This window comes from Bifidobacterium sp. W8110 (assembly GCF_016101375.1).
GTDB lineage: Bacteria > Actinomycetota > Actinomycetes > Actinomycetales > Bifidobacteriaceae > Bombiscardovia > Bombiscardovia asteroides.
Genome location: NZ_JACFQO010000001.1, coordinates 238016 through 258585, shown reverse-complemented (window position 1 = coordinate 258585; position 20570 = coordinate 238016). Strand labels below are relative to the sequence as shown.

The 20570-nt window shown below is 64.7% G+C and carries 18 protein-coding genes and 1 tRNA gene; 1 reads left to right on the top strand and 18 read right to left on the bottom strand.

Annotation, left to right across the window (positions count from 1 at the left end; translation table 11 throughout):
* Positions 1-10 precede the first annotated feature (10 nt).
* From rplA to dapE, 12 genes are all read right to left on the bottom strand, one after another.
* Positions 11-700 (bottom strand): 50S ribosomal protein L1, encoded by a 690-nt coding sequence (rplA, locus tag H3T88_RS01060; protein WP_015022450.1) that lies wholly within the window; start codon positions 698-700, stop codon positions 11-13.
* A 64-nt stretch (positions 701-764) separates the two neighbouring features.
* On the bottom strand, positions 765-1196 hold the full coding sequence (gene rplK / locus H3T88_RS01055) for a 50S ribosomal protein L11 (RefSeq protein ID WP_015022451.1): 432 nt from the start codon (positions 1194-1196) through the stop codon (positions 765-767).
* A gap of 138 nt (positions 1197-1334) precedes the next feature.
* Positions 1335-2192, bottom strand: a complete 858-nt coding sequence (gene nusG, locus H3T88_RS01050) for a transcription termination/antitermination protein NusG (RefSeq protein WP_198203249.1) — start codon at positions 2190-2192, stop codon at positions 1335-1337.
* A 30-nt stretch (positions 2193-2222) separates the two neighbouring features.
* Positions 2223-2447 (bottom strand): preprotein translocase subunit SecE, encoded by a 225-nt coding sequence (secE, locus tag H3T88_RS01045; RefSeq protein ID WP_015022453.1) that lies wholly within the window; start codon positions 2445-2447, stop codon positions 2223-2225.
* Between the two features lie 44 nt (positions 2448-2491).
* Positions 2492-2567: transfer RNA gene (locus H3T88_RS01040), tRNA-Trp, on the bottom strand.
* 120 nt (positions 2568-2687) lie between these two features.
* Positions 2688-3896, bottom strand: coding sequence for a pyridoxal phosphate-dependent aminotransferase (locus H3T88_RS01035; protein ID WP_198203521.1), 1209 nt, complete (start codon positions 3894-3896; stop codon positions 2688-2690).
* A 43-nt stretch (positions 3897-3939) separates the two neighbouring features.
* Complete coding sequence (proB, locus tag H3T88_RS01030) at positions 3940-5082, bottom strand: glutamate 5-kinase (RefSeq protein ID WP_198203248.1); 1143 nt, start codon at positions 5080-5082, stop codon at positions 3940-3942.
* Complete coding sequence (gene obgE / locus H3T88_RS01025; RefSeq protein ID WP_198203247.1) at positions 5079-6758, bottom strand: GTPase ObgE; 1680 nt, start codon at positions 6756-6758, stop codon at positions 5079-5081. Before obgE ends, proB begins: the two co-directional genes overlap by 4 nt.
* 130 nt (positions 6759-6888) lie before the next feature.
* Positions 6889-7140: a 50S ribosomal protein L27 gene (gene rpmA, locus H3T88_RS01020; protein ID WP_015022457.1), complete on the bottom strand. Its 252-nt coding sequence runs from the start codon at positions 7138-7140 to the stop codon at positions 6889-6891.
* Positions 7141-7172: 32 nt separating this feature from the next.
* Complete coding sequence (gene rplU, locus H3T88_RS01015; protein WP_015022458.1) at positions 7173-7481, bottom strand: 50S ribosomal protein L21; 309 nt, start codon at positions 7479-7481, stop codon at positions 7173-7175.
* Between the two features lie 155 nt (positions 7482-7636).
* On the bottom strand, positions 7637-10363 hold the full coding sequence (locus H3T88_RS01010) for an Rne/Rng family ribonuclease (RefSeq protein WP_415873717.1): 2727 nt from the start codon (positions 10361-10363) through the stop codon (positions 7637-7639).
* A gap of 179 nt (positions 10364-10542) precedes the next feature.
* The gene (gene dapE, locus H3T88_RS01005; RefSeq protein ID WP_110417672.1) at positions 10543-11772 is read right to left on the bottom strand and encodes a succinyl-diaminopimelate desuccinylase; all 1230 of its coding nucleotides are present in this window, start codon (positions 11770-11772) and stop codon (positions 10543-10545) included.
* Between the two features lie 144 nt (positions 11773-11916).
* On the opposite strand from dapE, the gene H3T88_RS01000 reads away from it, so the two are divergent.
* Positions 11917-12861 carry an AEC family transporter gene (locus H3T88_RS01000; RefSeq protein ID WP_198203520.1) on the top strand — a complete coding sequence of 315 codons (945 nt, stop codon included), beginning with the start codon at positions 11917-11919 and terminating at the stop codon, positions 12859-12861.
* A 22-nt stretch (positions 12862-12883) separates the two neighbouring features.
* Here the strand turns inward: H3T88_RS01000 and H3T88_RS00995 are convergent, their stop codons facing one another.
* The 6 genes from H3T88_RS00995 to H3T88_RS00970 form a co-directional block, all read right to left on the bottom strand.
* The gene (locus H3T88_RS00995; RefSeq protein WP_198203245.1) at positions 12884-14233 is read right to left on the bottom strand and encodes a Maf family nucleotide pyrophosphatase; all 1350 of its coding nucleotides are present in this window, start codon (positions 14231-14233) and stop codon (positions 12884-12886) included.
* Positions 14223-15275 (bottom strand): homoserine kinase, encoded by a 1053-nt coding sequence (gene thrB / locus H3T88_RS00990; protein WP_198203244.1) that lies wholly within the window; start codon positions 15273-15275, stop codon positions 14223-14225. The genes H3T88_RS00995 and thrB overlap by 11 nt, the downstream gene beginning before the upstream one ends.
* Positions 15275-16615 carry a homoserine dehydrogenase gene (locus tag H3T88_RS00985; RefSeq protein WP_198203243.1) on the bottom strand — a complete coding sequence of 447 codons (1341 nt, stop codon included), beginning with the start codon at positions 16613-16615 and terminating at the stop codon, positions 15275-15277. The genes thrB and H3T88_RS00985 overlap by 1 nt, the downstream gene beginning before the upstream one ends.
* A gap of 110 nt (positions 16616-16725) precedes the next feature.
* The gene (locus H3T88_RS00980) at positions 16726-18297 is read right to left on the bottom strand and encodes a diaminopimelate decarboxylase family protein (RefSeq protein WP_198203242.1); all 1572 of its coding nucleotides are present in this window, start codon (positions 18295-18297) and stop codon (positions 16726-16728) included.
* A 26-nt stretch (positions 18298-18323) separates the two neighbouring features.
* The gene (gene argS / locus H3T88_RS00975; RefSeq protein ID WP_015022466.1) at positions 18324-20081 is read right to left on the bottom strand and encodes an arginine--tRNA ligase; all 1758 of its coding nucleotides are present in this window, start codon (positions 20079-20081) and stop codon (positions 18324-18326) included.
* A 43-nt stretch (positions 20082-20124) separates the two neighbouring features.
* Positions 20125-20514, bottom strand: a complete 390-nt coding sequence (locus tag H3T88_RS00970; protein WP_198203241.1) for a Rid family detoxifying hydrolase — start codon at positions 20512-20514, stop codon at positions 20125-20127.
* Positions 20515-20570: the final 56 nt, after the last annotated feature.

Here is a 20570-nt window from a genome sequence, read left to right as displayed (position 1 = left end):
CCGAACCGGCTCAGAGCACCGCGATGTCCAGGGGGACGCCCGGACCCATGGTGGTGGTGACGGTGGCCTTGGTGATGTAGCGACCCTTGACCGTGGCCGGCTTCAGACGCTTGATCTCCTCGTCGACCGCGTGGAAGTTCTCCTCCAGAGCCTGCTGCTCGAAGGAGACCTTGCCCACGGGGAAGCTCAGGTTGCCGTTCTTGTCCACACGGAACTCGATACGTCCAGCCTTGATTTCGGTGACCGCCTTGGCCACATCCATGGTCACGGTGCCGGTCTTGGGGTTGGGCATGAGGCCACGGGGACCCAGCACGCGGCCCAGACGGCCGACCTTGCCCATCATGTCGGGGGTGGCCACCACGGCGTCGAAGTCCAGGTAGCCGCCGGCAACCTTGGTCACCAGCTCGTCATCGCCCACCTCGTCGGCTCCGGCCTCGGCGGCTGCAGTCGCCTGGGGACCGCGAGCGAAGACCAGGACGCGCACGGTCTTGCCGGTGCCGTTGGGCAGGCTGACGGTGCCGCGGACCAGCTGGTCGGCCTTGCGGGGATCCACGTTCAGGCGGTAGACGGCCTCAACGGTCTCGTCAAACCCGCGCTTGGGCATGCTCTTGAGCAGGGCGATGCCCTCCTCGGGGGTGTACAGGTTGGTGCGATCGACCTTCTCGGCCGCCTCGCGGTACTTCTTGGAACGCTTGGTCATCTGCTTCTCCTATCAGCAGTCGCGGTGCGGGCAAGCGTATGCCCTACCGCTCACAACGAAAATGTCAGTCGGTGACGGTGATGCCCATGGAACGGGCGGTGCCTTCGATGATCTTCATCCCGGCCTCGACGTCACGGGCCGACAGATCCTCCATCTTGGTCTGGGCAATCTCGCGGACCTGGGCCTTGGTGACGGATCCCACCTTGGTGGTCAGCGGGTTGCCGGCACCCTTGGAGACACCGGCCGCCTTGCGCAGCAGGTCGGCTGCCGGCGGAGTCTTGGTGATGAAAGTGAAGGAACGATCCTCGTAGACGGTGATGATGCAGGGGATGACCTGGCCCATCTTGTCCTTGGTGGCATCGTTGTACTGCTTGCAGAAGTCCATGATGTTCACGCCGTGGGAACCCAGTGCAGGGCCCAGCGGGGGCGCAGGATTGGCCTTGCCGGCCTCTATCTGCACCTTGATCAGCGCGGTGACTTTCTTCTTTGCAGCCATATGCTGGTTCTTCTTTCTACGAAGCGGTGATGTCGGAGACCATAGGTCCCCTCCCGCAACCTGTTCTTTCCAAATGCGCTCCACAGGGGAGCACAAGCTTGACGATTATCGCATCGACCAGGGACCGGCCGACGGCGCTCAGGCGATCTTTTCGACCTGGTCGAAGCCCAGCTCCACAGGAGTGTCCCTGCCGAAGATGGAGACCAGAACGGTCAGCTTCTGCGTGGTGGGCTCCACGTCGGAAACCACGGCGGCCATGGTGGCGAAAGGTCCTTCGGTAACGGTGACCTGATCGCCGACGGCGTAGGAGACCTCCACCGTGCGCTTCTTGGCGGCCTCGGGCTTGTCCCCAGCGGCCTTCAGGGCCTCGGAGGCGATCATGGGGGCCATCATCTGAACGACCTCCTTGCGGGTCAGCGGAGCCGGCTCCTTGCTGGGGCCGACAAACCCGGTGACGCCTTCGGTGTCGCGGATGATGCGGCGGGCATTCTCATCGGGCCACATGCGAATCAGCACATAACCAGGCACACGCACACGGGTGACGACCTTCTTACCCTTGTCGGTGTGCTTCTCGACCTCCTCCATGGGAATCTCCACCTGGAAGACCTTGTCCTCCAAGCCGAAGGAGGCCACGCGGGACTCCACGTTGGCCTTGACGCGCTTCTCGTAGCCGGAGTAGGTGTGCAGAACGTACCACTTGCCCTCAAGGGTGCGCAGCTTCTTGGAGAACTCGTCCACGGCACGCTGACCGGGATCGTCCTGATCAGCCTGGTCATCGTCAGAGGAGCCTTCGGAATCGGAAGAATCGACCTGGGCGCTCTTGGCCTGGGCGGATTCGGCGGGTGTGCTGTCCTGCTCGGCCTGCTCCGAAGAGGTTCCGAGCTGCTGATCCTGGACCTGGGCATCCTCCTGGGTGGGGACATCCTCGGACGCCGACGGGACCGACTCAGCGGCCTGATCGGGGTCCAGTCCCTCTCTGGTCAGATCATCACTCATGGATCACTCCACCTTCTACCTTGTCACGGCTCAGCCAAATATCAGGAAGGCCAGTTTACCCAGCCCGAAGTCCATCACGGTCACGAAGACCATCAGCAGCAGCACAAAGATGAAGACGGCCACGGACCAGCCCACCAGCTCCTTGCCTGTGGGGGTCACGACCTTGCGAATCTCGTCGATGACCTGCTTGATGAAGAGCCCGATACGCATGAAGAAGTTCGGCCTGGCTTCCTCAGCCCCATCCTTCTGTGCCATGGTCATCCGTCCTTCGTTTGTTCTGCATCATCTGCTGCAAGCCTTGGCAGGGAAGGCGGGACTCGAACCCACAACCTACGGTTTTGGAGACCGTTGCGCTACCAATTGCGCCACTTCCCTATCGGAACTTCCTACCAGCCTACTCGGCAGGGAGGAAAAACCGCCAAATCGCAAGTCTAGCCTAAAGGGTGGATTGCGTCCAACCGTGTTGCCCTGACAGCATTTCGCTCAGGAGCAGGATCAGGCGCTGACCCAGCCCCCAAGGCGCCGCATGCCCTCGGCCAGGTCGTCGTCAGCCAGCGCGTAGGAAAAACGCAGGCAGCCGGGCGCGCCGAAGGCCTCGCCTGGCACGGCCGCCACCTGGATCTGTTCCAGGATGACCTCGGCCAGCTCACTCGAGGTAGCGCAGACTGTGCCTTGCGGACCCACTGGCCGATTCAGCAGGCCGGTCACGTCGGCAAAGGCATAGAAGGCACCCAGGGGTTCAGGGCAGCTCACCCCATCCATGGCATTCAAGGCATCCACAATGGCCCGCCGACGCAGGGCGAAAGCCGACCGCATGGCCTCCACATCTTTCAGACCGCCGGTCAAGGCAGCCAAGGCCGCCTGCTGGGAGACATTGGCCACGTTGGAGGTCATATGCCCCTGAAGCTTGGCGGCCGCCTTGGCCACCGGCACGGGGGCAATCAGCCAGCCCACCCGCCAGCCGGTCATGGCATAGGTCTTGGCCACACCATTGACCACAATCAGCTGATCGCGTACCTGGGGCACCAGAGCGCCTGGATAGGGCGTGCGCGCCCCCTGGTAGGTCAGGTGCTCATAGATTTCGTCACTGATCACCCAGATTTGGTGCTCCATGGCCCAACGGTCCACGGCAGCCACCAGGTCGGCATCCCAGATTGCCCCGGTCGGATTGGCAGGCAGATTGAGGATGATGGCACGGGTGCGCTCGGTCCGGGCCGCCTCCAGCTGCTCCAGGCTGGGGATATAGCCCTGGTCGGCTCCGCTGAGCACCGGAACCGGCCGACCGCCAGCCAGCAGAACCATCTGGGGATAGCTGGTCCAGTAGGGTGCGGGAATGATGACCTCATCACCGGGGTTCAAGAGGATCTGGAAGGTCTCATAGACGGCCTGCTTGCCGCCGTTGGTGACCACAATCTGATCCGGGTCAATCTGGTAACCCGAGTCGCGCAGGGTCTTGTCGGCGATGGCCTGCTTCAGTTGGGGCAGGCCCGCTGTGGGCGTATAGCGGTGGTTACGCGGATCCAGGCAGGCGCGGGCAGCCACCTGCACGATGTGGTCAGGCGTGGGAAAGTTGGGTTCGCCGGCACCGAAGCTGATCACATTCATGCCCTGGGCCTTCATGGCCTTGGCTTTTGAATCCACGGCCAGAGTGGCACTGGGGGCCACCGCATCTATGCGTCTGCTCAGGGTCTGCCATTGCGCCATAGTCATGTGGCCATGCTACCGCCCAGCACCCCCAGGGCTGTGTTCAGACCAGGACCAGAGAGTCCCGATGCACCAGCGGGTGGGCATAGTGGGCACCCAGTCGGCGGCGGAGTTCCTTGGTGTTCAGGCCCAGCATGTCCTGGGCCTCCTCGGAGTCATAGCCGGACAGGCCCTTGGCCACCTGGTGGCCAGACTCATCGTGAATCCAGACCGGATCCCCGGCCGAGAACTCACCCTGGACCGATTTGGCACCAGCTGCCAGCAGGCTGGCACGACCGCCGCGCAAAGCCTTGACAGCCCCCTGATCCACCAGATAGCCGCCCCGGGGACGGGAGGCGAACTTGATCCAGAGCCGGTGCGAGGAGCCTCGTGGATGGATGGGGGCGAAGAGGGTGCCCACATGGTCGCCGGCCAGGGCAGGGCCGGCGAGATCGGCACGGGTCAGGACCACGGGCATGCCGGAGGCCGCAGCAATCCGCGCCGCCTCCAGCTTGGTGGCCATGCCCCCGGTTCCCAGCCCGGAGACGGACCCTTGGGCATCCACCTGGTCCATGATGGCCGCCACATCGGGCACAAAGCCGATCCTGCGCGCCCCTGGGCGGGACGGGGGCTCAGTGTAGAGGGCATCCACGTCAGTCAGCAGGACCAGGGCATCGGCGCTGACGATGTTGGCGATCAGTGCCGAAAGGTGGTCGTTGTCGCCGAAGCGGATCTCGTTGCTGGCCAGGGCATCGTTCTCATTGACGATGGGGATGACCCCCAGATCCAACAGACGGCAGAGGGTGCGCCGGGCGTTGCGGTACTGGACGGCATGGGTGGTGTCACGGGCGGTGATCAGGATCTGGCCAACACGCAAAGCATAGCGGGCGAAGGCAGCCTCGTACTGGGCCATGAGCAGACCCTGGCCCACTGAGGCCGTTGCCTGCTGGGTGGCCACGTCATCAGGACGTTGGTCAAAACCCAGTGTGCCGAAGCCGGCAGCTATGGCCCCGGAGGTGACCAGTACCAGACGGGCGCCATCCACAGCCGCCGAGGCCAGGGCACCCACCAGCGAGCGAAGGCGATCCTGGTCCAGGCGCCCATGGGAATCAGTCAAAGAACTGGTGCCCACCTTGACCACCATGGTGCGGGCCTGGGCCACCCGGGAGCGAACCTCAGCCTCGTCGGATTCCTCCCGACCGGTCATTGCCCAGCCTCCTCCGAACTGGCCGGATCCGTATCCCCGCGCCCCAGCAGGCCCTGCCTGTCGTGGGGATCGTCATCCACGGAGGGGTCGGCCCAGTGCCCCTGGCGCCGCTCCTGCTCCATGACCTGACGCACCGCCTGCCGGGCGTCCATCATCTGATGGTACCGGCGGCGGCGTTCGCTGTTGGTGCGGCGGCGGTTGAGCCCCTGGCTCTCCTCCAGACGCAGGTCACGGCCCCGGGCCACCTGGGGGGTGCCGTCCAGCATTTCGGCACCGGCCGCCACGCTCGGATCCCAGTCGAAGGCCACCGCATCGTCGCCAGGACCGATGCGGACCTCGTCACCTGGCCTGGCTCCGGCCTTGCGCAGGGCATCCTCCACACCCATCCTGGCCAGGCAGTCGGCCAGATAGCCCACGGCCTCCTCGTTGTCAAAGTTGGTCTGACGCACCCAGCGCTCGGGCTTGGCTCCGCAGACCCTGAACCAAGTCTGTCCGGAACGGGTCTGATGCCGCTCAAGAGTGAAGTCGGCGGACTGGTCCCCATTTCTGCGCCGCCGCTCCAGGGGGCGGATGACCACGCGCTCCTCTTGGCTGGCCTCCTGCTGCTCATGCAGCTGCCTGCGCAGGCGGTCCACCAGACCGGCAAGGTAATAGCCCAGCTCCTTGAGTCCCTGATGCGAGGCTGTGGAGACCACAAAGACCTTGAGGCCCAGAGCCTCAAAGTCGGGCCTGACGAATTCAGCCAGCTCGCGAGCCTCCGGCAGGTCAGCCTTGTTGAGGATGATCACCCTGGGCCGCTCGGCCATAGGGATGACCCCCAGCGGAAGCTCCAGGCGGTCGGCATAGCGGGAAAGCTCCTCTTCCAGGGCTTGATAGTCGCTCATGGGGTCACGATCTGGCTCCAAGGTTGCGCAGTCGATGACATGGGCGATGATCTCAGTGCGCTCGATGTGTCTCAGGAACTCCAGCCCCAGGCCCTTGCCCTGGGAGGCCCCCGGAATCAGCCCTGGCACGTCGGCCATGGTGAAGCGGCTCTCCCCTGCCTGGACCACGCCCAGGTTGGGCACCAGGGTGGTAAATGGATAGTCGGCGATCTTGGGCCGGGCCGCGCTCATGGCCGCCACCAGGCTGGACTTGCCAGAGCTGGGAAAACCCACCAGGGCCACGTCGGCGATGGATTTGAGCTCCAGTACCAGGTCGCGCTCCTGCCCGGGGTCCCCCAGCAGTGCGAAGCCGGGAGCCCGCCTGGCCTTGGTGGCCAGGGAGCGGTTGCCCAGGCCGCCCACGCCTCCCTGGGCCGCCACGAACCGGTCCCCCACATGAGCCAGGTCGGCCAGACGCTCGCCCGGCTGTTTGCGCTCGCCTTGACCCCCCTTGGCGGTAAAGACCACAGTGCCCACAGGCACCGGCAAGATCAGATCCCGGCCACGGCTGCCATCCTTGTCGCCGCCCAGACCCATAGTGCCTGATTCGGCCTGGCGGTGTGGCAGGAAGCGGTAGTCCAGCAGGCTGGTGGCGTTGGCATCGGCCTGAAGAATGACCGAACCGCCCTGGCCACCATCGCCCCCATCGGGCCCGGCCAGGGGCTTGTACTTCTCGCGGCGGATGGAGGAAGCCCCATTGCCGCCGTCGCCACCCTTGACATGGACGGTGACCTGATCCACAAATGCGCTCATAGGGGCCCATGGTACTCAATCCGGCCTGACATCCGGCCCCTGAGAGCTGAACGCCCGGCATCTCCATACATATCGAAAAAGGCCACCCCATGAACAGGGATGGCCTTTGGCCGATGCCGATAAAGGGCAATCAGGCTGTAAGCACGTCAACGACCTTGCGGTCACGCCGGTTGGCGAACCGAACTGTTCCGTCCGTCAGGGCAAAGAGGGTGTGGTCCTTGCCCAGGCCGACGTTCTGGCCGGGATGGAACTTGGTGCCACGCTGGCGAACGATGATGTTGCCGGCCACTACAGCCTCGCCGCCGAACTTCTTGACGCCCAGGTACTGTGCATTCGAATCGCGCCCGTTGCGTGAGCTGGACGCGCCCTTCTTATGTGCCATGTCTGGTTCCTTTCCTACCTCGACCTAGGCCCTCAGGCGATGGCCGTGATCCTGACCACGGTCTGCTTCTGGCGGTGGCCCTTGCGGCGCGCCACGCCGGTCTTGTTCTTGAACTTCTGGATGTTGATCTTGGGGCCCTTGGCCTCGTCGTCCACGACCTCGCCCTTGACGGAGATCTTGGCCAGATCCTTGGCGGCCATGGTCACCTTGGATCCATCGACGACCAGCGCGACCGGAAACTCGACCGACTCGCCCTTCCTGGCAGCCAGACGGTTGACCGTGATCTGGTCACCGACCTCGACCTTCTCCTGATGGCCTCCGGCCTTCACAATCGCGTACATAGCCCTACCTTGCCTGTTGTCCAAAGCTGTATGCGCCCGGCATCCGGGTCTCGCCATGCAATTGACGAACCCGTCCAGACACCAGCTAACCAGTATAGAAGCAAACACACCGCGTCGTCAAATGTGCCTGCCCCGCCGACAAAACGAAATTCAGTTTATGACTCCTTGGCGACATCCGCCGTCTCAGCCTGGGCTTCATCCTCATCCGATGCCGCCTGGGCCGCCGCAGCGATCCTGGCCAGCTTGGCCTTGACTGCAGGCGTCGAGCCGGTGGACAGGGTCTCCTTGGCAGAGGAGCCATGACCATGCTTGTTGGTCTTGACGAAGGGGTCGCCGCCCTTGACCGCATAGGGGTCGGCATAGGAGGCGGAGATGGTCGGCTTGTCGTGGAGGATGAAGCCTCGGCCATGGCAGGTGGGGCACTCCTCGGAGAAGGCCTCGACCAGCCCCTGGCCCACCCGCTTGCGGGTCATCTGGACCAGACCCAGGGAGGTGACCTCGGCCACCTGATGCTTGGTGCGGTCCCGGGCCAGGCACTCCACCAGACGGCGCAGGACCAGGTCGCGGTTGGCCGGCATGACCATATCCACATAGTCGATCATGATCATGCCGCCGATGTCGCGCAGACGCAACTGCCGGGCGATCTCCTCGGAGGCCTCCAGGTTGCAACGGGTCACCGTCTCCTCCAGGGACTTGCCCTTGCCTATGAAGCGGCCCGTGTTCACATCGATGGTGGTCATGGCCTCGGTGCGGTCGATGACCAGGGAGCCGCCGGATGGCAGGTAGACCTGACGCTCCATGCCCTTGCGCAGCTGGCTGTCGATGCTCCAACGGTCGAAGACGTCCTTGCCCTGGTGCTCGGCCGGATCCCAATGCTCAAGCTTCTCCTCCAGGTCGGGGGCCATGGTCTCCAGGTAGTTGCGGACCCTCTCGTAGACCCCCTCGCCCTGGACCACCAGCTTGGCGAAGTCGTCATTGAAGATGTCGCGGACCACGCGGATGGCCACGTCCGGCTCGCCCTGCAGAAGCTTGGGACGCTTGCCGTGCAGGAACTCCTTGCGCTTGTCCTCGATCTTGCTCCACTGACGCTGCAGGTTCTCCAGGTCCTTGGTCAGGGCCTCTTCGCTGGCCCCCTCGGCCGCGGTGCGGATGATGACCCCCATGTCCTTGGGAGCCACCCTGGAGACGATGCTCTTGAGGCGGGAACGCTCGCGGTCGGGCAGCTTGCGGCTGACGCCGGTCATGCCGCCCGAGGGGACCAGGACCAGGAAACGGCCGGCCAGCGTGACCTGCGAGGTCAGGCGGGCGCCCTTGTGGCCGATGGGATCCTTGGTGACCTGGACCAGCACGGGATCGCCGGATTTGAAGGCCAGTTCGATCCGGCGTGGCTGGCCCTCCAGACGGGTGGAGTCCCAGTTGACCTCGCCGGCGTAGAGCACACCGTTGCGGGCCTGGCCTATGTCCACGAATGCGGCCTCCATGCTGGGAAGGACGTTCTGGACCCGGCCCAGGTAGATGTTGCCGACAGTGGAGACCTCCTGGATGTCGGAGACGTAGTGCTCGACCAGGATGTCGTCCTCGATGACCGAGATCTGGGTGTGGTGCTCCTTTTCGCGCACCACCATCAGACGGTTGACGTTTTCGCGGCGGGCAAGGAAGTCCTGCTCGACCAGCTGGGACTGGCGGGAGCGCTCGCGGCGGTTGTCCCGTCGGCGCTGCTTCTTGGCCTCCAGGCGGGTGGAGCCCTCCACGTCGGTGATCTCGTCAATATACTGCTGCTTGCGTGAACGGCGGGTGCTGGACTCCTCTGGCTCGCCCTCAGCGGACTTGGAGCCCCTGCGACGGCGACGACGACGGGTCAGCGGGACATCGTCCTCGTCATCCTTGTCTTTCTCCTGCTCGTGCCCGCGACGGCGACGACGAGTGGAAACGGTCTTCTCAGTGTCCTCATCATCGCTCTTGGCACGGCGACGGCGACGGGTGCGGGTGCCGGATTCCTGCTGATCCTCGTCCTGCTCCTGATCATCGTCGACCACGAAAGTGATACCCTCGTGATCCAGATCCTCCTCGATGCGTTCCACCTCGTCGGCGGCCCTGCGCTCCTCGGCGTTGAGCCTGCGGGAACGGCGCGAGCCGACCTCCGAAGCGTTCCTGGACCTGCCGCGACGGGAGGTCTTGGACGATTGCTCGACTTCCTCGTCCTCATCATCCCGTTCCTGGCGCTCATCCTGCTCAGGCCGGGAGGCGGGTATGACCGGCTCCTGGAAGAGCAGGGATGTCATAGGACGGGGACGGGATGCGCGTGGACGCTCATCCTGCTCCTGGGCCTTCCGGCCGGTCCTCTGGCTGCGGCCTGAGGTCAGAGCCTCCACAGCCTCAAGGGCACGCTCCTGACGGTCTTGATCAGGTTCGCCCTCCTGGGCATGCTCCTCGGTGCGTCGACGGGTGGCAGTTCTGGTGCGACGACGAGTGGTCGTCCTGGTTGGCTTGGACTCGCTCCCATCATCTTGGGCATCCTGGCCGGAGTGGTCCTGCACGCTCTGATCGGCCGTCTGATCCTCCTTGGACTTGCGGGTGCGACGGCGACGGGTGGAGGAGGGCTCGGACTCATCGTCCTCCTCCTTGGCCCTGCGGGAGGTCTTGCGCTTCTCGGCCTCGACTTTCACGGGCACGTCGGCACCAGCTGCGCCGGCCACCCTGACCACACGCCGTCCAGCACGGCGACGGGTACCGGAACCGGCGGTCTCCTGGACCTGCCGCTCCTGCCCATTCCCACTGGCGGACCTATTATCCTGGGTATCCTCATTATTCGTTTTTTCGGGCACAATGCTCCTTGCGGCACGCCGCCTCGTGCCGCTCTCACGGTTCCGATCCGTCCTCACGCTGCACTCTCACTGCAGCCGCGCACCTGCGTGCGCCTGATCGAAACGCCTTGGCAAAAAGTCTTCCTGACGCAGGCGGACACCGACGCCCGTACGAATCACTGGGTCTCCATACGGGGGGATCAACGCCTACGCTGCAAGTGGTCAGGCAGAACCACCGTCCTCTAGTATGGCACAGATCAGCGGCCGTCAGGTCCATTGAGCCACTCGACCAGTATTGCTTCCAGCCGGACCAGGTCATCCAGGGGCACCTGTTCGTCGGCCTTGTGGGCCAGCAGGGGGTTCCCTGCGCCCAGGTTGACGGCCGGTAGGCCAAGGGCTGAAAATCGCGCCACATCGGTCCACCCAAGCTTGGCGCGAGGCTGCTGGCCCGTGGTCCGGGCGACCAGATCCGCCAGCGAACGGGCCCAAGGCGAATCCAGACCCGGACGGGCCGCGGGCGATTCGTCGCACATACGCACCGAGAATCCCTGGAAGACCCCGCCACGGGCCATATGCTCGCCATTGCCCAGCTCTGCACCTGTCCCCTGACCCATCATGAGCTCCTTGGCCTGGGCCAGGCTCTTGTCGGGGGCGAACCGGTAGTTGACATGCACCCGGCAGCGGTCGGGGATGACGTTAGTGCCCAGGCCGCCCTCGATCATGGTGGCGTTGAGCCCCTCCCGGTAGTCCAGACCATCCACCCGCACCGTGGCCGGACTGTACTGCTCCAGCCGGTCCAGAATGGGCGCGGCAGCGTGGATGGCGTTGCTGCCCATCCAGGCCCGGGCAGAGTGGGCAGTCGTGCCGTGGGTGATCAGGTCAAAGCGCATGGTTCCGTTGCAACCGGCTTCGATGGCGCAGTCCGTGGGCTCGCCGATGATGGCGAAATCCCCCTGAACCCAGTCAGGGTGGGCAGCCACCACCCGACCCAGCCCGTTCAGATCGGCCTGGACCTCCTCATGGTCATAGAAGACGAAGGTCAGGTCATAGACCGGCTCCCGAAGGGTGAGCGCCAGGTGGAGAAAGACGGTATCCGAAGCCTTCATATCGGCGGTGCCCCTGCCGTAGAGCACCCGGGATCCGGGGTGGGCGGCGGACAGGTCGGCCCGAATGTCCGGGTCGCCGGGCTCCAGCCAGCGCGGAGGCATGTTCCCATCCACGGGCACGGTGTCCAGATGCCCGGCAAGGACGATGCGATGGGGACGGCCCAGCCGGGTGGAGGCCACGACCGTGTCGCCCAGCCGTCGGACCAAGAGGTCGGCCCGTGAGGACAGGGCCCTCTGGACGGCATCAGCCAGGGCGCCCTCCTGGCCGCTGACCGAGGGCAGGGCGGTCATGGCCTCCAGTATCCTTGCCAGGTCCTGGGCAGGTTCAGCCCCCCGGACGCCGGCGAGAAGATCAATATCCGTCTGTGTGTTCTTGGCCATAGTGCCATGCTAGCGGGCCGAGGGAGCGCGGATGGAACTATAGCCGCAAGCATGAGGTCCGGGTGGCACAATGGGGACGACGGAAGCGGTGGCACTCCGCCTGGAAAGCCGCCGTCCACCAAGCGAGACGAGGAGGATGCCGGAGTGCCTGGACTGCTCAGTGCCATGGAAGGGTTCTTCATCATCGGCGTGGTCATCGCCGTGGGCTATGTGGCCGCACGCTTCCACGTAGGCGGTCCCACGGCCCAGCTGGTGCTCAACAAATACTCTTTCTTTGTATCAACGCCCTGCCTGATGTTCGCCATCCTCTCCAAGCAGAAGCTGTCGGTCATCTTCCACCCCAGCATCATCGTGGCCTTCCTGTCGGCGGCGGCCGTGGGTCTGCTCTTCGTGGCCCTTAACGCAACCAGCTTCCACCTGCCGGCCGCCGAAGCCACCATCGGCGCTCTTGACGCCCTGTATCTGAACTCCAACAACATCGGGCTGCCTGTCGCCACCTATATTCTGGGCAATCCCACATTGGTGGCGCCCATCCTGGTCATGCAACAGGCCCTGTTCACCCCTATCGGGCTGACCGTTCTGGACGCGACCACCAGCGGCAGGCTCTCAGTCAAGACCATCCTCAAACAGCCTCTGAAGCAGCCCATCCTCATCGGCTCCCTGGGCGGCATAGTGATCTCGGCCATCAGCGCCCATGCCGGCCATTTCGTCATCCCCGACTTCGTCTACAAGCCCATCGACATGATCGGGCAGTCGGCAGTGCCCATGATCCTCATGGCCTTCGGCATGTCCCTGCGGGGTTCACGGCCCATGGGCCGGGGGACGGACCGCCGGGCCACCCTCTGCGCGGTCATTCTGAAGAATCTGGTCATGCCCATAATCGCCTACCTGCTGGCCCGGTTCATGATGGGCTTCAGCGGGGCGGAGCTGTACGGGTGCGTGGTTCTGGCGGCCCTGCCCACCGGCCAGAACGTCTACAACTACGCAGCCCGCTACGGGGTGGGAACCACTTTCGCCAGGGACGCCATCCTGCTGAGCACGATCAGCTCGCCCGTGATCATCGCCCTGGTCGCCTTGCTGCTGAGCTGATACGCCCGAACAGGCTTCCCGCTCAGCCTTCGGCCGCCAGGGTCTCCAAGCGTTGCCGGAAGTGCGGCCAGTCCTGTCCGAAAGCCTTGAGAAGAGGTAGGCCCGAGACCTTGTCCAGGTCCACCCATTCCAGGGCAATGCTCTCGTCGTCATTCATGCGGGGGTCGACATGGTGGCCGGGACGCTCGAAGGCCAGGATGGTCGTGTAACCCCAGGGACCATGGTCCTCCAGGTAGGACCCCACCACCTGAATGTCCTCCGGGCGGATGTTGGCCTCCTCATAACTCTCGCGCAGACCGCCCTCCAGGGGGTTCTCCCCGTCGGAGATGGCACCGCCCGGCACACCCCAGGTGCCGCCCTCAGCGCTCCAACGTGCCCGATGCTGCAGAAGCACACTGACCGGCGCGCCGCTGCGGACATCACGCCGGGCCAGCAAGACACCGGCAGCCCCATTGAGCCCCCAGTGCCGCTTGCCGCAGGCGCAGTCCACCCATCCGTCGCCAGGCTGATGGACGTTCTCCGCGGGGGCGGCCAGTCCTTCAGGACCATGCGTCGATCCGTCGGCCGGCTGACGCTCGGGCATGACCCGTTCGGCCCAAAGGTCAGACCAGGAGACACCCAGCTCCTGGGCCAGGGCGCGCAGGGCGGGCATGCTCAATCCCATCACCCCACTGGGGTCGCCTTCGACGCCCTGAATGAAAGCGCTGCCCAACCCCTCCAAGGTGAAGGATCCGGCCACCTCCAAGGGTTCGCCGGTGGCTACATAGGCCTGCATGGTGGCCCGGTCGTAGTCTCCGAAGATCACTTGAGCACTGCTGACCGCCCGGGCCCGATGTCCGGTGGCCAAATCGATCAGGCAGTGGCCGGTGACCAGGGTGCCGGTTCGGCCACGCATGGCCATAAGCCGCTCCAGAGCACGCTCCGGCTTGTGAGGCTTGCCCATGACGACCCCGTCCATGCTGAATAGCGAATCACATCCCAGCAGGAGGGGTCCGCGCTCGGCATCGATCATCCCGCCCCAGGCCCCAAGGACCTGGCTCATGGGATTCCGGGAGGATGCACCGGAATCGCTCTGGTTCAGAGGCCTGAACGTGACCAGTTCGCCCCGCGAGCGCCTTTCGGCATCCTTGACGGCATCCATGGTCGCTTGGACAGCCGAGGCCTTGGCCTCAGCCAAGACACCGACCCGTTCGCACGCATCCAGGTCATCCAGGTGACGACCTGATTTTCCGGCCTGTTCAGCCAGGACTGCTGGCTCATCCACCTTTGAGGGTCGAATGATGGGGTCAATGCCTGCCTGGACCAGAAGCCGACGCCTGGAGGGGGAGGATGAGGCCAGGATGAGCGGGATATGCCTGTCTTCAGTGTTCACGATTGCCTTCCTGGTCCCGTTCCACCTGAACCCCCTGGCAGTCCACATCCAGGGGCAGAATCCGCCAGCGACCGGAATCCAGATAGTCCTTGGCAAGGGTCCGCAGCTGATTTTCAGCATCCCCGTAGTGCAGGACGATAATGCACGGTCCAGCCCCTGAGACGGCCGCCGCGTAACCCTGACGGCGCAGGAGCTGCAGGAGCTTGGTCGATGAGGGCATGAGCCCGGCCCGGTATGGCTGATGGAGCCGATCCTGGGTGGCTACGAAGAGCAGGGCGTTGGCCCTGGCAGCCTGCCCGACGGCCTCGGTCCCCAGGTCATCCAGTGAGCCGGGGTTCAGAGCGCCGGGAATCAGGGCAGCCCGCGAGAGGTTATGAACGGCATCCGCGTAAGGCACCCGGTTGGGCAGGGCCTGTCGGGCCTTCTGTGTGGACAGATGAGCACCAGGGACGAAGACTGTGGCTTTGATGGCCGGATCCACCTTGTAGCGCAGGGTATGGTAACCGCCCTCCAGGGGTGCGCCCCCGGCTATGGGCAGGGAACCCACCCCTTCGCCAGTGGCCAGATCATAGGAGACGGTCAGTCCCCCGTAGACTGCAGGCGCCACATTGTCGGGATGTCCCTCGATCTGGGCGGCCAGCGCGAAGACGGCATCACGGCGCAGAGGGCCGGCGTGGGCGAAGGCCGCAGCCGCCGCAATCCCGGCCACGATGGCCTCAGCGCTGGATCCCAACCCCCTTGCCTGGGGAATACGATTGACGGCGCGCATGATGAAGCCGAACTTTGGCAGACCAAAGACCTGGCAGGCACGTCGGAAGGCGGAGACAACCAAGTGGGTCTCGTCTCGGGGCAGGGTCCGCTCCCCCTCCCCCTTGATGACCACATAGGCGGTGGTGTCGCCCGGGTCCACGGAACGGGTGAAGACGATCTCGTCGTGGTAGTCCAGTGCCAGGCCGACCGCATCGAACCCCGAACCCAGGTTGGCACTGGTGGCCGGCACACGCACCCGCACGGTGGACGGACTCTCTGTGGCAGCCGTCATCATTGGGCCTGCCGATCGAATACGCGCAGGATGGAGGCCTGCCCGGTGACCGAATCGAAGGTGGAGATCCGCTTGACTACCTGTCGCAGGGTCACCTCGTCGCACAGGTGGGTGACCACGCGCAGCTGCTGAATCTCACCGCTGTAGCCCGGGTCATGCAGGGTGGGCTTGATGTCCTGGTTGACTCCGTTGATGGAGATGCCCGCCTCGGAGAAGACCTGGGCGATGGCCGCCAACACGCCAGGCTTGTCGTGAATCAGGAAACGGACGGCAAAGGCAGCCCGAGATGCATCCAGCGGAGCCATGGGAATGTTGGCGTACATGGGAATCACCGGACCCATGCCATGCTGGACGATGTGGCGGGCCTCGGTGACTACGTCCCCCACAACGGCCGACGCTGTGGGCGCTCCGCCGGCACCCCGACCGTAGAACATGAGGTCGTCGGCGGCCTTGGCGGTGACGAAGACCGCGTTGAAGCTGCCATGGACCGAGGCCAGGGGGTGGCTGTCGGGGATCAGCGCCGGGTAGACCCGGGCGGAGATGCCCTGCTCGCCACGTTCAGCAACGGCCAGAAGCTTGATGACCCGGTGCTCGGTCTGTGCGGCCGCGATATCGTCGGCGGTGATGGCGCGGATGCCCTCCACGGAGACATCATCCAGACGCACATCGGTGTGGAAGGCCAGTGTGGCCATAATGGCGGCCTTGGCGGCTGCATCCAGCCCGTCCACATCGGCGGTGGGATCCGCCTCAGCGAAGCCCTTGGCCTGGGCGTCGCGCAGGGCCTGGTCGAATTGAAGACCCTTGGTGGTCATCTCATCCAGAATGTAGTTGGTGGTCCCGTTGACAATGCCCACCAGGCTGGTGATGCCGTCGCCCACCAGGGATTCTCGCAGGGGCCGCACGATGGGGATGGCCCCGCCCACGGCCGCCTCGAAGTAGATGTCGACTCCACGCTCTTCGGCGGCCCGGTAGAGCTCAGGGCCATGCTGGGCCAGAAGGGCCTTGTTGGCGGTGACCACGCTGGCACCGGACTCGATGGCCTTGAGCAGCAGGGTGCGGGCCGGCTCGATGCCGCCGATCAGTTCGATGACGATGTCCGCCCGGGTGACCAGACCGTCTGAGTCTGTGGTCAGCAGGGAGGAATCAATCCAATCAGCCTTGACCTGGTCAGGGTGGAGGACGGCGATGCCCACCAGCTCCATGGGACGGCCCACTCGACTGGCCAGATCCCGGCTCTGCTCCACCAGGAGGCGGGCAGTCTGGGAACCCACGGTCCCGGCTCCCAGAAGTGCTACACGGATGGGCCTGACGGCCTCCTGCTGCTGCATGCGTTCAGGCATATGGTCCTCCATCCGCCCCAACGGGGCCTGTCACCGGGTGTTGCTCCATCTTAGAAAGCCAATCCGACACCCCTACTCACCCGAGCGGCTGGTTCCACCGGGGGCGAGGCTCATCCCTGGTCCAGGGCCAGCAGGTCATCCATGGTCTGCCGCCGCAGCATCAGATGGGCACCGGACTGGTCCAGACCCACCACAGGAGGGATCAGAGCCTGGTTGTAGTTGCTGGCCATGGTCCGCCCGTAGGCACCGGTCACCGGCACAAGGAGCAGGTCACCCCGGCGGATGTCCGCAGGCAGAGGCACATCCTGCACCAGGATATCCCCAGATTCACAGTGCTTGCCCACCACACGGGCCTGAATCCGGTCCACGCTGCCATGTCGGTTGGCAAGGACGGCAGTGTACTCGGCCCCATACAGAGCCGGACGAATGTTGTCACTCATGCCGCCGTCAACCGAAACGTAGGTGCGCACGCTTCCGTCAGACAGGGGGACGGGCTTGACGGTGCCCACCCGGTACAGGCTCATGCCACAGGGGGCCACAATCCAGCGGCCGGGCTCGAAGGCGATGACCGGCATGGGCATGCCCAGGCGACGGTTGATGGCGACCATGTCAGTCCCCAGGCTGGTCAATGTCCGGTCCAGATCCATCCGATCCTCATCCGGGGTGTAGGGCACAGAGAAGCCGCCACCCAGATCCACCTCGGGCATAAGGTATCCGTCGGTGGCCCAGAAGGTGTGCCGCAGCAGCATCATGCGCCGGGCGGCCTCGATGAAGGCCGAAGGGTCATGGATCTGGGAGCCGATATGGGTATGGATGCCTACCAGTTCCAGTTCCTTCTCGTAAGAGCGAATCTCCTTGAGCAGGGCAATGGCCGGGCCGTCGGCCAGAGCGGACATGGCTTTGATCCGGGCGGGATCAGCCTGCTCAGCGGGCCCGTTGGCAGCCGAATAAAGGGCCGAGGAGGACGGTGAGACCACGGAATCGCCAAAAGCCGAGGAGATGTCACCCTTTGTGGCCGCCGAAGCCGCTGCCCCGGCCTGCTCTGAGGTTCCAGGCTCAGGCCCAAGGTCCAGCAGGCCCACGTCGGTGCCCTGGGGCAGCAGGGGGATGCCGAACTTCTGATCCTCATGTGCCGTGGAGATGTACTCGTGGCCGCCGGCGTGCACGCCCACGGTCACCCGGAGCATGACCCTGGCACGACGCCCTTGTGCCCTTGCAGCAGCGGCGATACGGGCCGGCTCGTCAGGCGCATCGATGACGATGGCCCTGTAGCCCTCCCTCACAGCCAGTTCGATCTCCTGGTCGGACTTGTTGTTGCCGTGCAGGACCAGACGGCGGCCGGGGGCACCGGCGGCCCGGGCAATCAGCATCTCGCCCAGGGAACAGGTGTCGATATCCAGCCCCTGGCGCAGCATGATCTGCACGGTCTCCTTGCTGAGGAAGGCCTTACCGGCGTAGCTGACCCTGGTTGTCGCACCGCCCAGGTCTTGCAGGGCCGCCTGACGGAAGGCCGAGGCCCGTTCCGCCATCATCGCGGTGTCCATCAGATACAAAGGGGTGCCATAACGCTTGGCCAGATCCCCCATGGAGCATCCATGCATGATCATCATGCCCTGGTGATCCCGCTGCATAGCCCCGGGCCAGAACCCATCGGACCCCAGCCCGCACATCCCTGTTTCCATCAACGACCTCCCGGCGACCTTCAGGCTTACATACGGTCCGGGGCCTGGACGCCCAGCAGCTCCAGACCGTTGGCGATGACCTGCTGCACGGCGTCATTGAGCCGCAGACGCGCCGCCGCCCGAGCCGGCTGTGGATTCCTGTCCTCGTCCTGGTCCAGATCCGTCCGGCCGGTCGGCTCCATGGGCACCACGCGCTCCAGGTTGTACCAGCGGTGATAGACCCCGGCCAGCTGTTCCAGGTAGTGGGCCACCCGGTGGGGGGCCTTCTGATCGCCGGCAGTCTGAACCACATTGGGATAGAGGGCCAGGACGCCCAGAACTTCGTTGTCGGCGGCAGTGTCCAACAGGGACAGATCGGCGCCGGACCGGTCGATGCCTGCCTGGGCTGCGTTTCGATCCACGTTTTTGGAGCGGGCGTGCGCGTACTGCACGTAGTAGACGGGGTTGTCGTTGGTATGCGAGGCCAGCAGGTCCAGGTCGATGTCAACACTCTGGTTGTAGTCGGTGCGGGCCAGGGAATACCGGGCGGCATCCACGCCCACGGCATCCACCAGATCGTCGATGGTGACCACGTTGCCTGCCCGCTTGCTCATGCGTACGGCCTGGCCGTCCTTGATGACGTTGACCATCTGGCCGATCAGAATCTGCATGTTCACTCCGGGAGTGTCCCCGAAGGCCGCGCAGATGGCCATCATCCGGCCGATGTAGCCGTGATGGTCGGCACCCAGCATGTAGATGGCCTCGTCGCAGGGATCATTGGGCCTGCGCCGCTTGTTCAGGTAGTAGGCGATGTCGGCGGCCACATAGGCTGCGTGGCCGTCGGACTTGATGATCACCCGGTCCTTGTCGTCGCCGTAGGTGGTGGAGCGGAACCAGGTAGCCCCATCCTTCTCGAAGATGTCGCCCTTGGCCCTCAGCTCGTCAATGGCCCGGTCCACCTGGCCGGACTCATATAGGCTATTCTCGTGGAACCAGACATCGAAGTTGACCCGGAAGTCACGCATGGACTGCTGGATCTCCGCGAACATCATGGGCACAGCCCGAGTGCGGAAGGCCTCGCGCTGGGGACTGTCACCCTCGGCGCCGTCCTCGTCGCGCACCCTGGGCATGGCCAGGATGTCCTGCCCTTCATCGGCAGCCTCCTTGACCACCCGGGAGGCAATCTCATCAATGTAGGAGCCCTTGTAGCCGTCGGCGGGCACGGGCTCGCCATGGGCCGCCGCCACCAACGATCGGGAGAAGCGGTCGATCTGCGTGCCGTGATCGTTGAAGTAGTATTCCCTGACCACCTTGGCACCGTTTGCCTCCAGGACGCGGGCCATGGAATCGCCCACAGCCGCCCACCGTGTGCCGCCGATGTGGATGGGACCCGTGGGGTTGGCCGAGACGAATTCCAGATTGAGCGTGCGCCCGCTCAGGTGATCGTTGCTTCCGAAGGCGGATCCCGCCTCCAGGACCGCATCGACCACAGCGGCCGCCGAGGCCGAATCCAAGGTTATGTTGATGAAGCCAGGCCCGGCCACATCCACCTGGGCGATCCCGTCTGCCTCTCGCAGGTCTTCAGCCAAGGCCTGCCCCAGTTCGACAGGCCTCATGCCAGCCTTCTTGGCCAGCTGCATGGCGATGTTGGTGGACCAGTCCCCGTGGGAGCGGTCCTTGGGGCGCATGACCGCCAGATGGTCGGCGTCAGGAACCATGTCGGGCTCCAGACTTCCCAGGCGGCCTGACTGGGCCATCTGGACGGCGGTCGAAGAGATGATACGGGCAAGTGCTTCAGGACTCATGCCCTCAAGTCTAGCGACGGCGGGGACCAGTATCCGGCCTGTCTCAGGCCAGAGCCACGACCTCGATCTCGACCAGGGCCCCCTTGGGGATGTCCGCGCCGCCGAAAGCCACGCGGGCCGGCCGCACCGAACCGATGAAAACCTGGGAGTAGGCCTGGTCCACCTGGGTGAAATCCTCCACCCGCCGCATAAGGATGGTGGCCTTGACCACCTTTTCCATGCCGCTACCGGCTGCATCCAGGATGTTCTTGACGTTCTTCAGGGCCTGGGTGGCCTGGTCGGCCGCAGTGCCCTCCACCAGCTCGCCGGTCTCCGGGTCAATGCCCAACTGTCCGGAGACAAAAACAAAGCCCCCGGCCTTCACAGCCTGACTATAGGCTCCCAAGGCCTGGGGCGCATATGGCGTGCCGATCTCTTCCGGTCCATCTTCCATGAGTCCGTCCTTTCTACAGGTCCGCCGCACCCATGTCGGGCCGAAGCCCCGGGCGG

Bases quoted from the DNA above. Each gene is read 5' to 3' on its own strand.
- proB (WP_198203248.1), bottom strand. From the start codon at position 5,082: ATGACCGGTCGGGAGGAATCCGACGAGGCTGAGGTTCGCTCCCGGGTG.
- H3T88_RS00985 (WP_198203243.1), bottom strand. From the start codon at position 16,615: ATGCCTGAACGCATGCAGCAGCAGGAGGCCGTCAGGCCCATCCGTGTA.
- rplA (WP_015022450.1), bottom strand. From the start codon at position 700: ATGACCAAGCGTTCCAAGAAGTACCGCGAGGCGGCCGAGAAGGTCGAT.
- H3T88_RS00970 (WP_198203241.1), bottom strand. From the start codon at position 20,514: ATGGAAGATGGACCGGAAGAGATCGGCACGCCATATGCGCCCCAGGCC.
- rpmA (WP_015022457.1), bottom strand. From the start codon at position 7,140: ATGGCACATAAGAAGGGCGCGTCCAGCTCACGCAACGGGCGCGATTCG.
- H3T88_RS00980 (WP_198203242.1), bottom strand. From the start codon at position 18,297: ATGGAAACAGGGATGTGCGGGCTGGGGTCCGATGGGTTCTGGCCCGGG.
- obgE (WP_198203247.1), bottom strand. From the start codon at position 6,758: ATGAGCGCATTTGTGGATCAGGTCACCGTCCATGTCAAGGGTGGCGAC.
- argS (WP_015022466.1), bottom strand. From the start codon at position 20,081: ATGAGTCCTGAAGCACTTGCCCGTATCATCTCTTCGACCGCCGTCCAG.
- rplK (WP_015022451.1), bottom strand. From the start codon at position 1,196: ATGGCTGCAAAGAAGAAAGTCACCGCGCTGATCAAGGTGCAGATAGAG.
- rplU (WP_015022458.1), bottom strand. From the start codon at position 7,481: ATGTACGCGATTGTGAAGGCCGGAGGCCATCAGGAGAAGGTCGAGGTC.
- nusG (WP_198203249.1), bottom strand. From the start codon at position 2,192: ATGAGTGATGATCTGACCAGAGAGGGACTGGACCCCGATCAGGCCGCT.
- H3T88_RS01035 (WP_198203521.1), bottom strand. From the start codon at position 3,896: ATGGCGCAATGGCAGACCCTGAGCAGACGCATAGATGCGGTGGCCCCC.
- thrB (WP_198203244.1), bottom strand. From the start codon at position 15,275: ATGACGGCTGCCACAGAGAGTCCGTCCACCGTGCGGGTGCGTGTGCCG.
- dapE (WP_110417672.1), bottom strand. From the start codon at position 11,772: ATGGCCAAGAACACACAGACGGATATTGATCTTCTCGCCGGCGTCCGG.
- secE (WP_015022453.1), bottom strand. From the start codon at position 2,447: ATGGCACAGAAGGATGGGGCTGAGGAAGCCAGGCCGAACTTCTTCATG.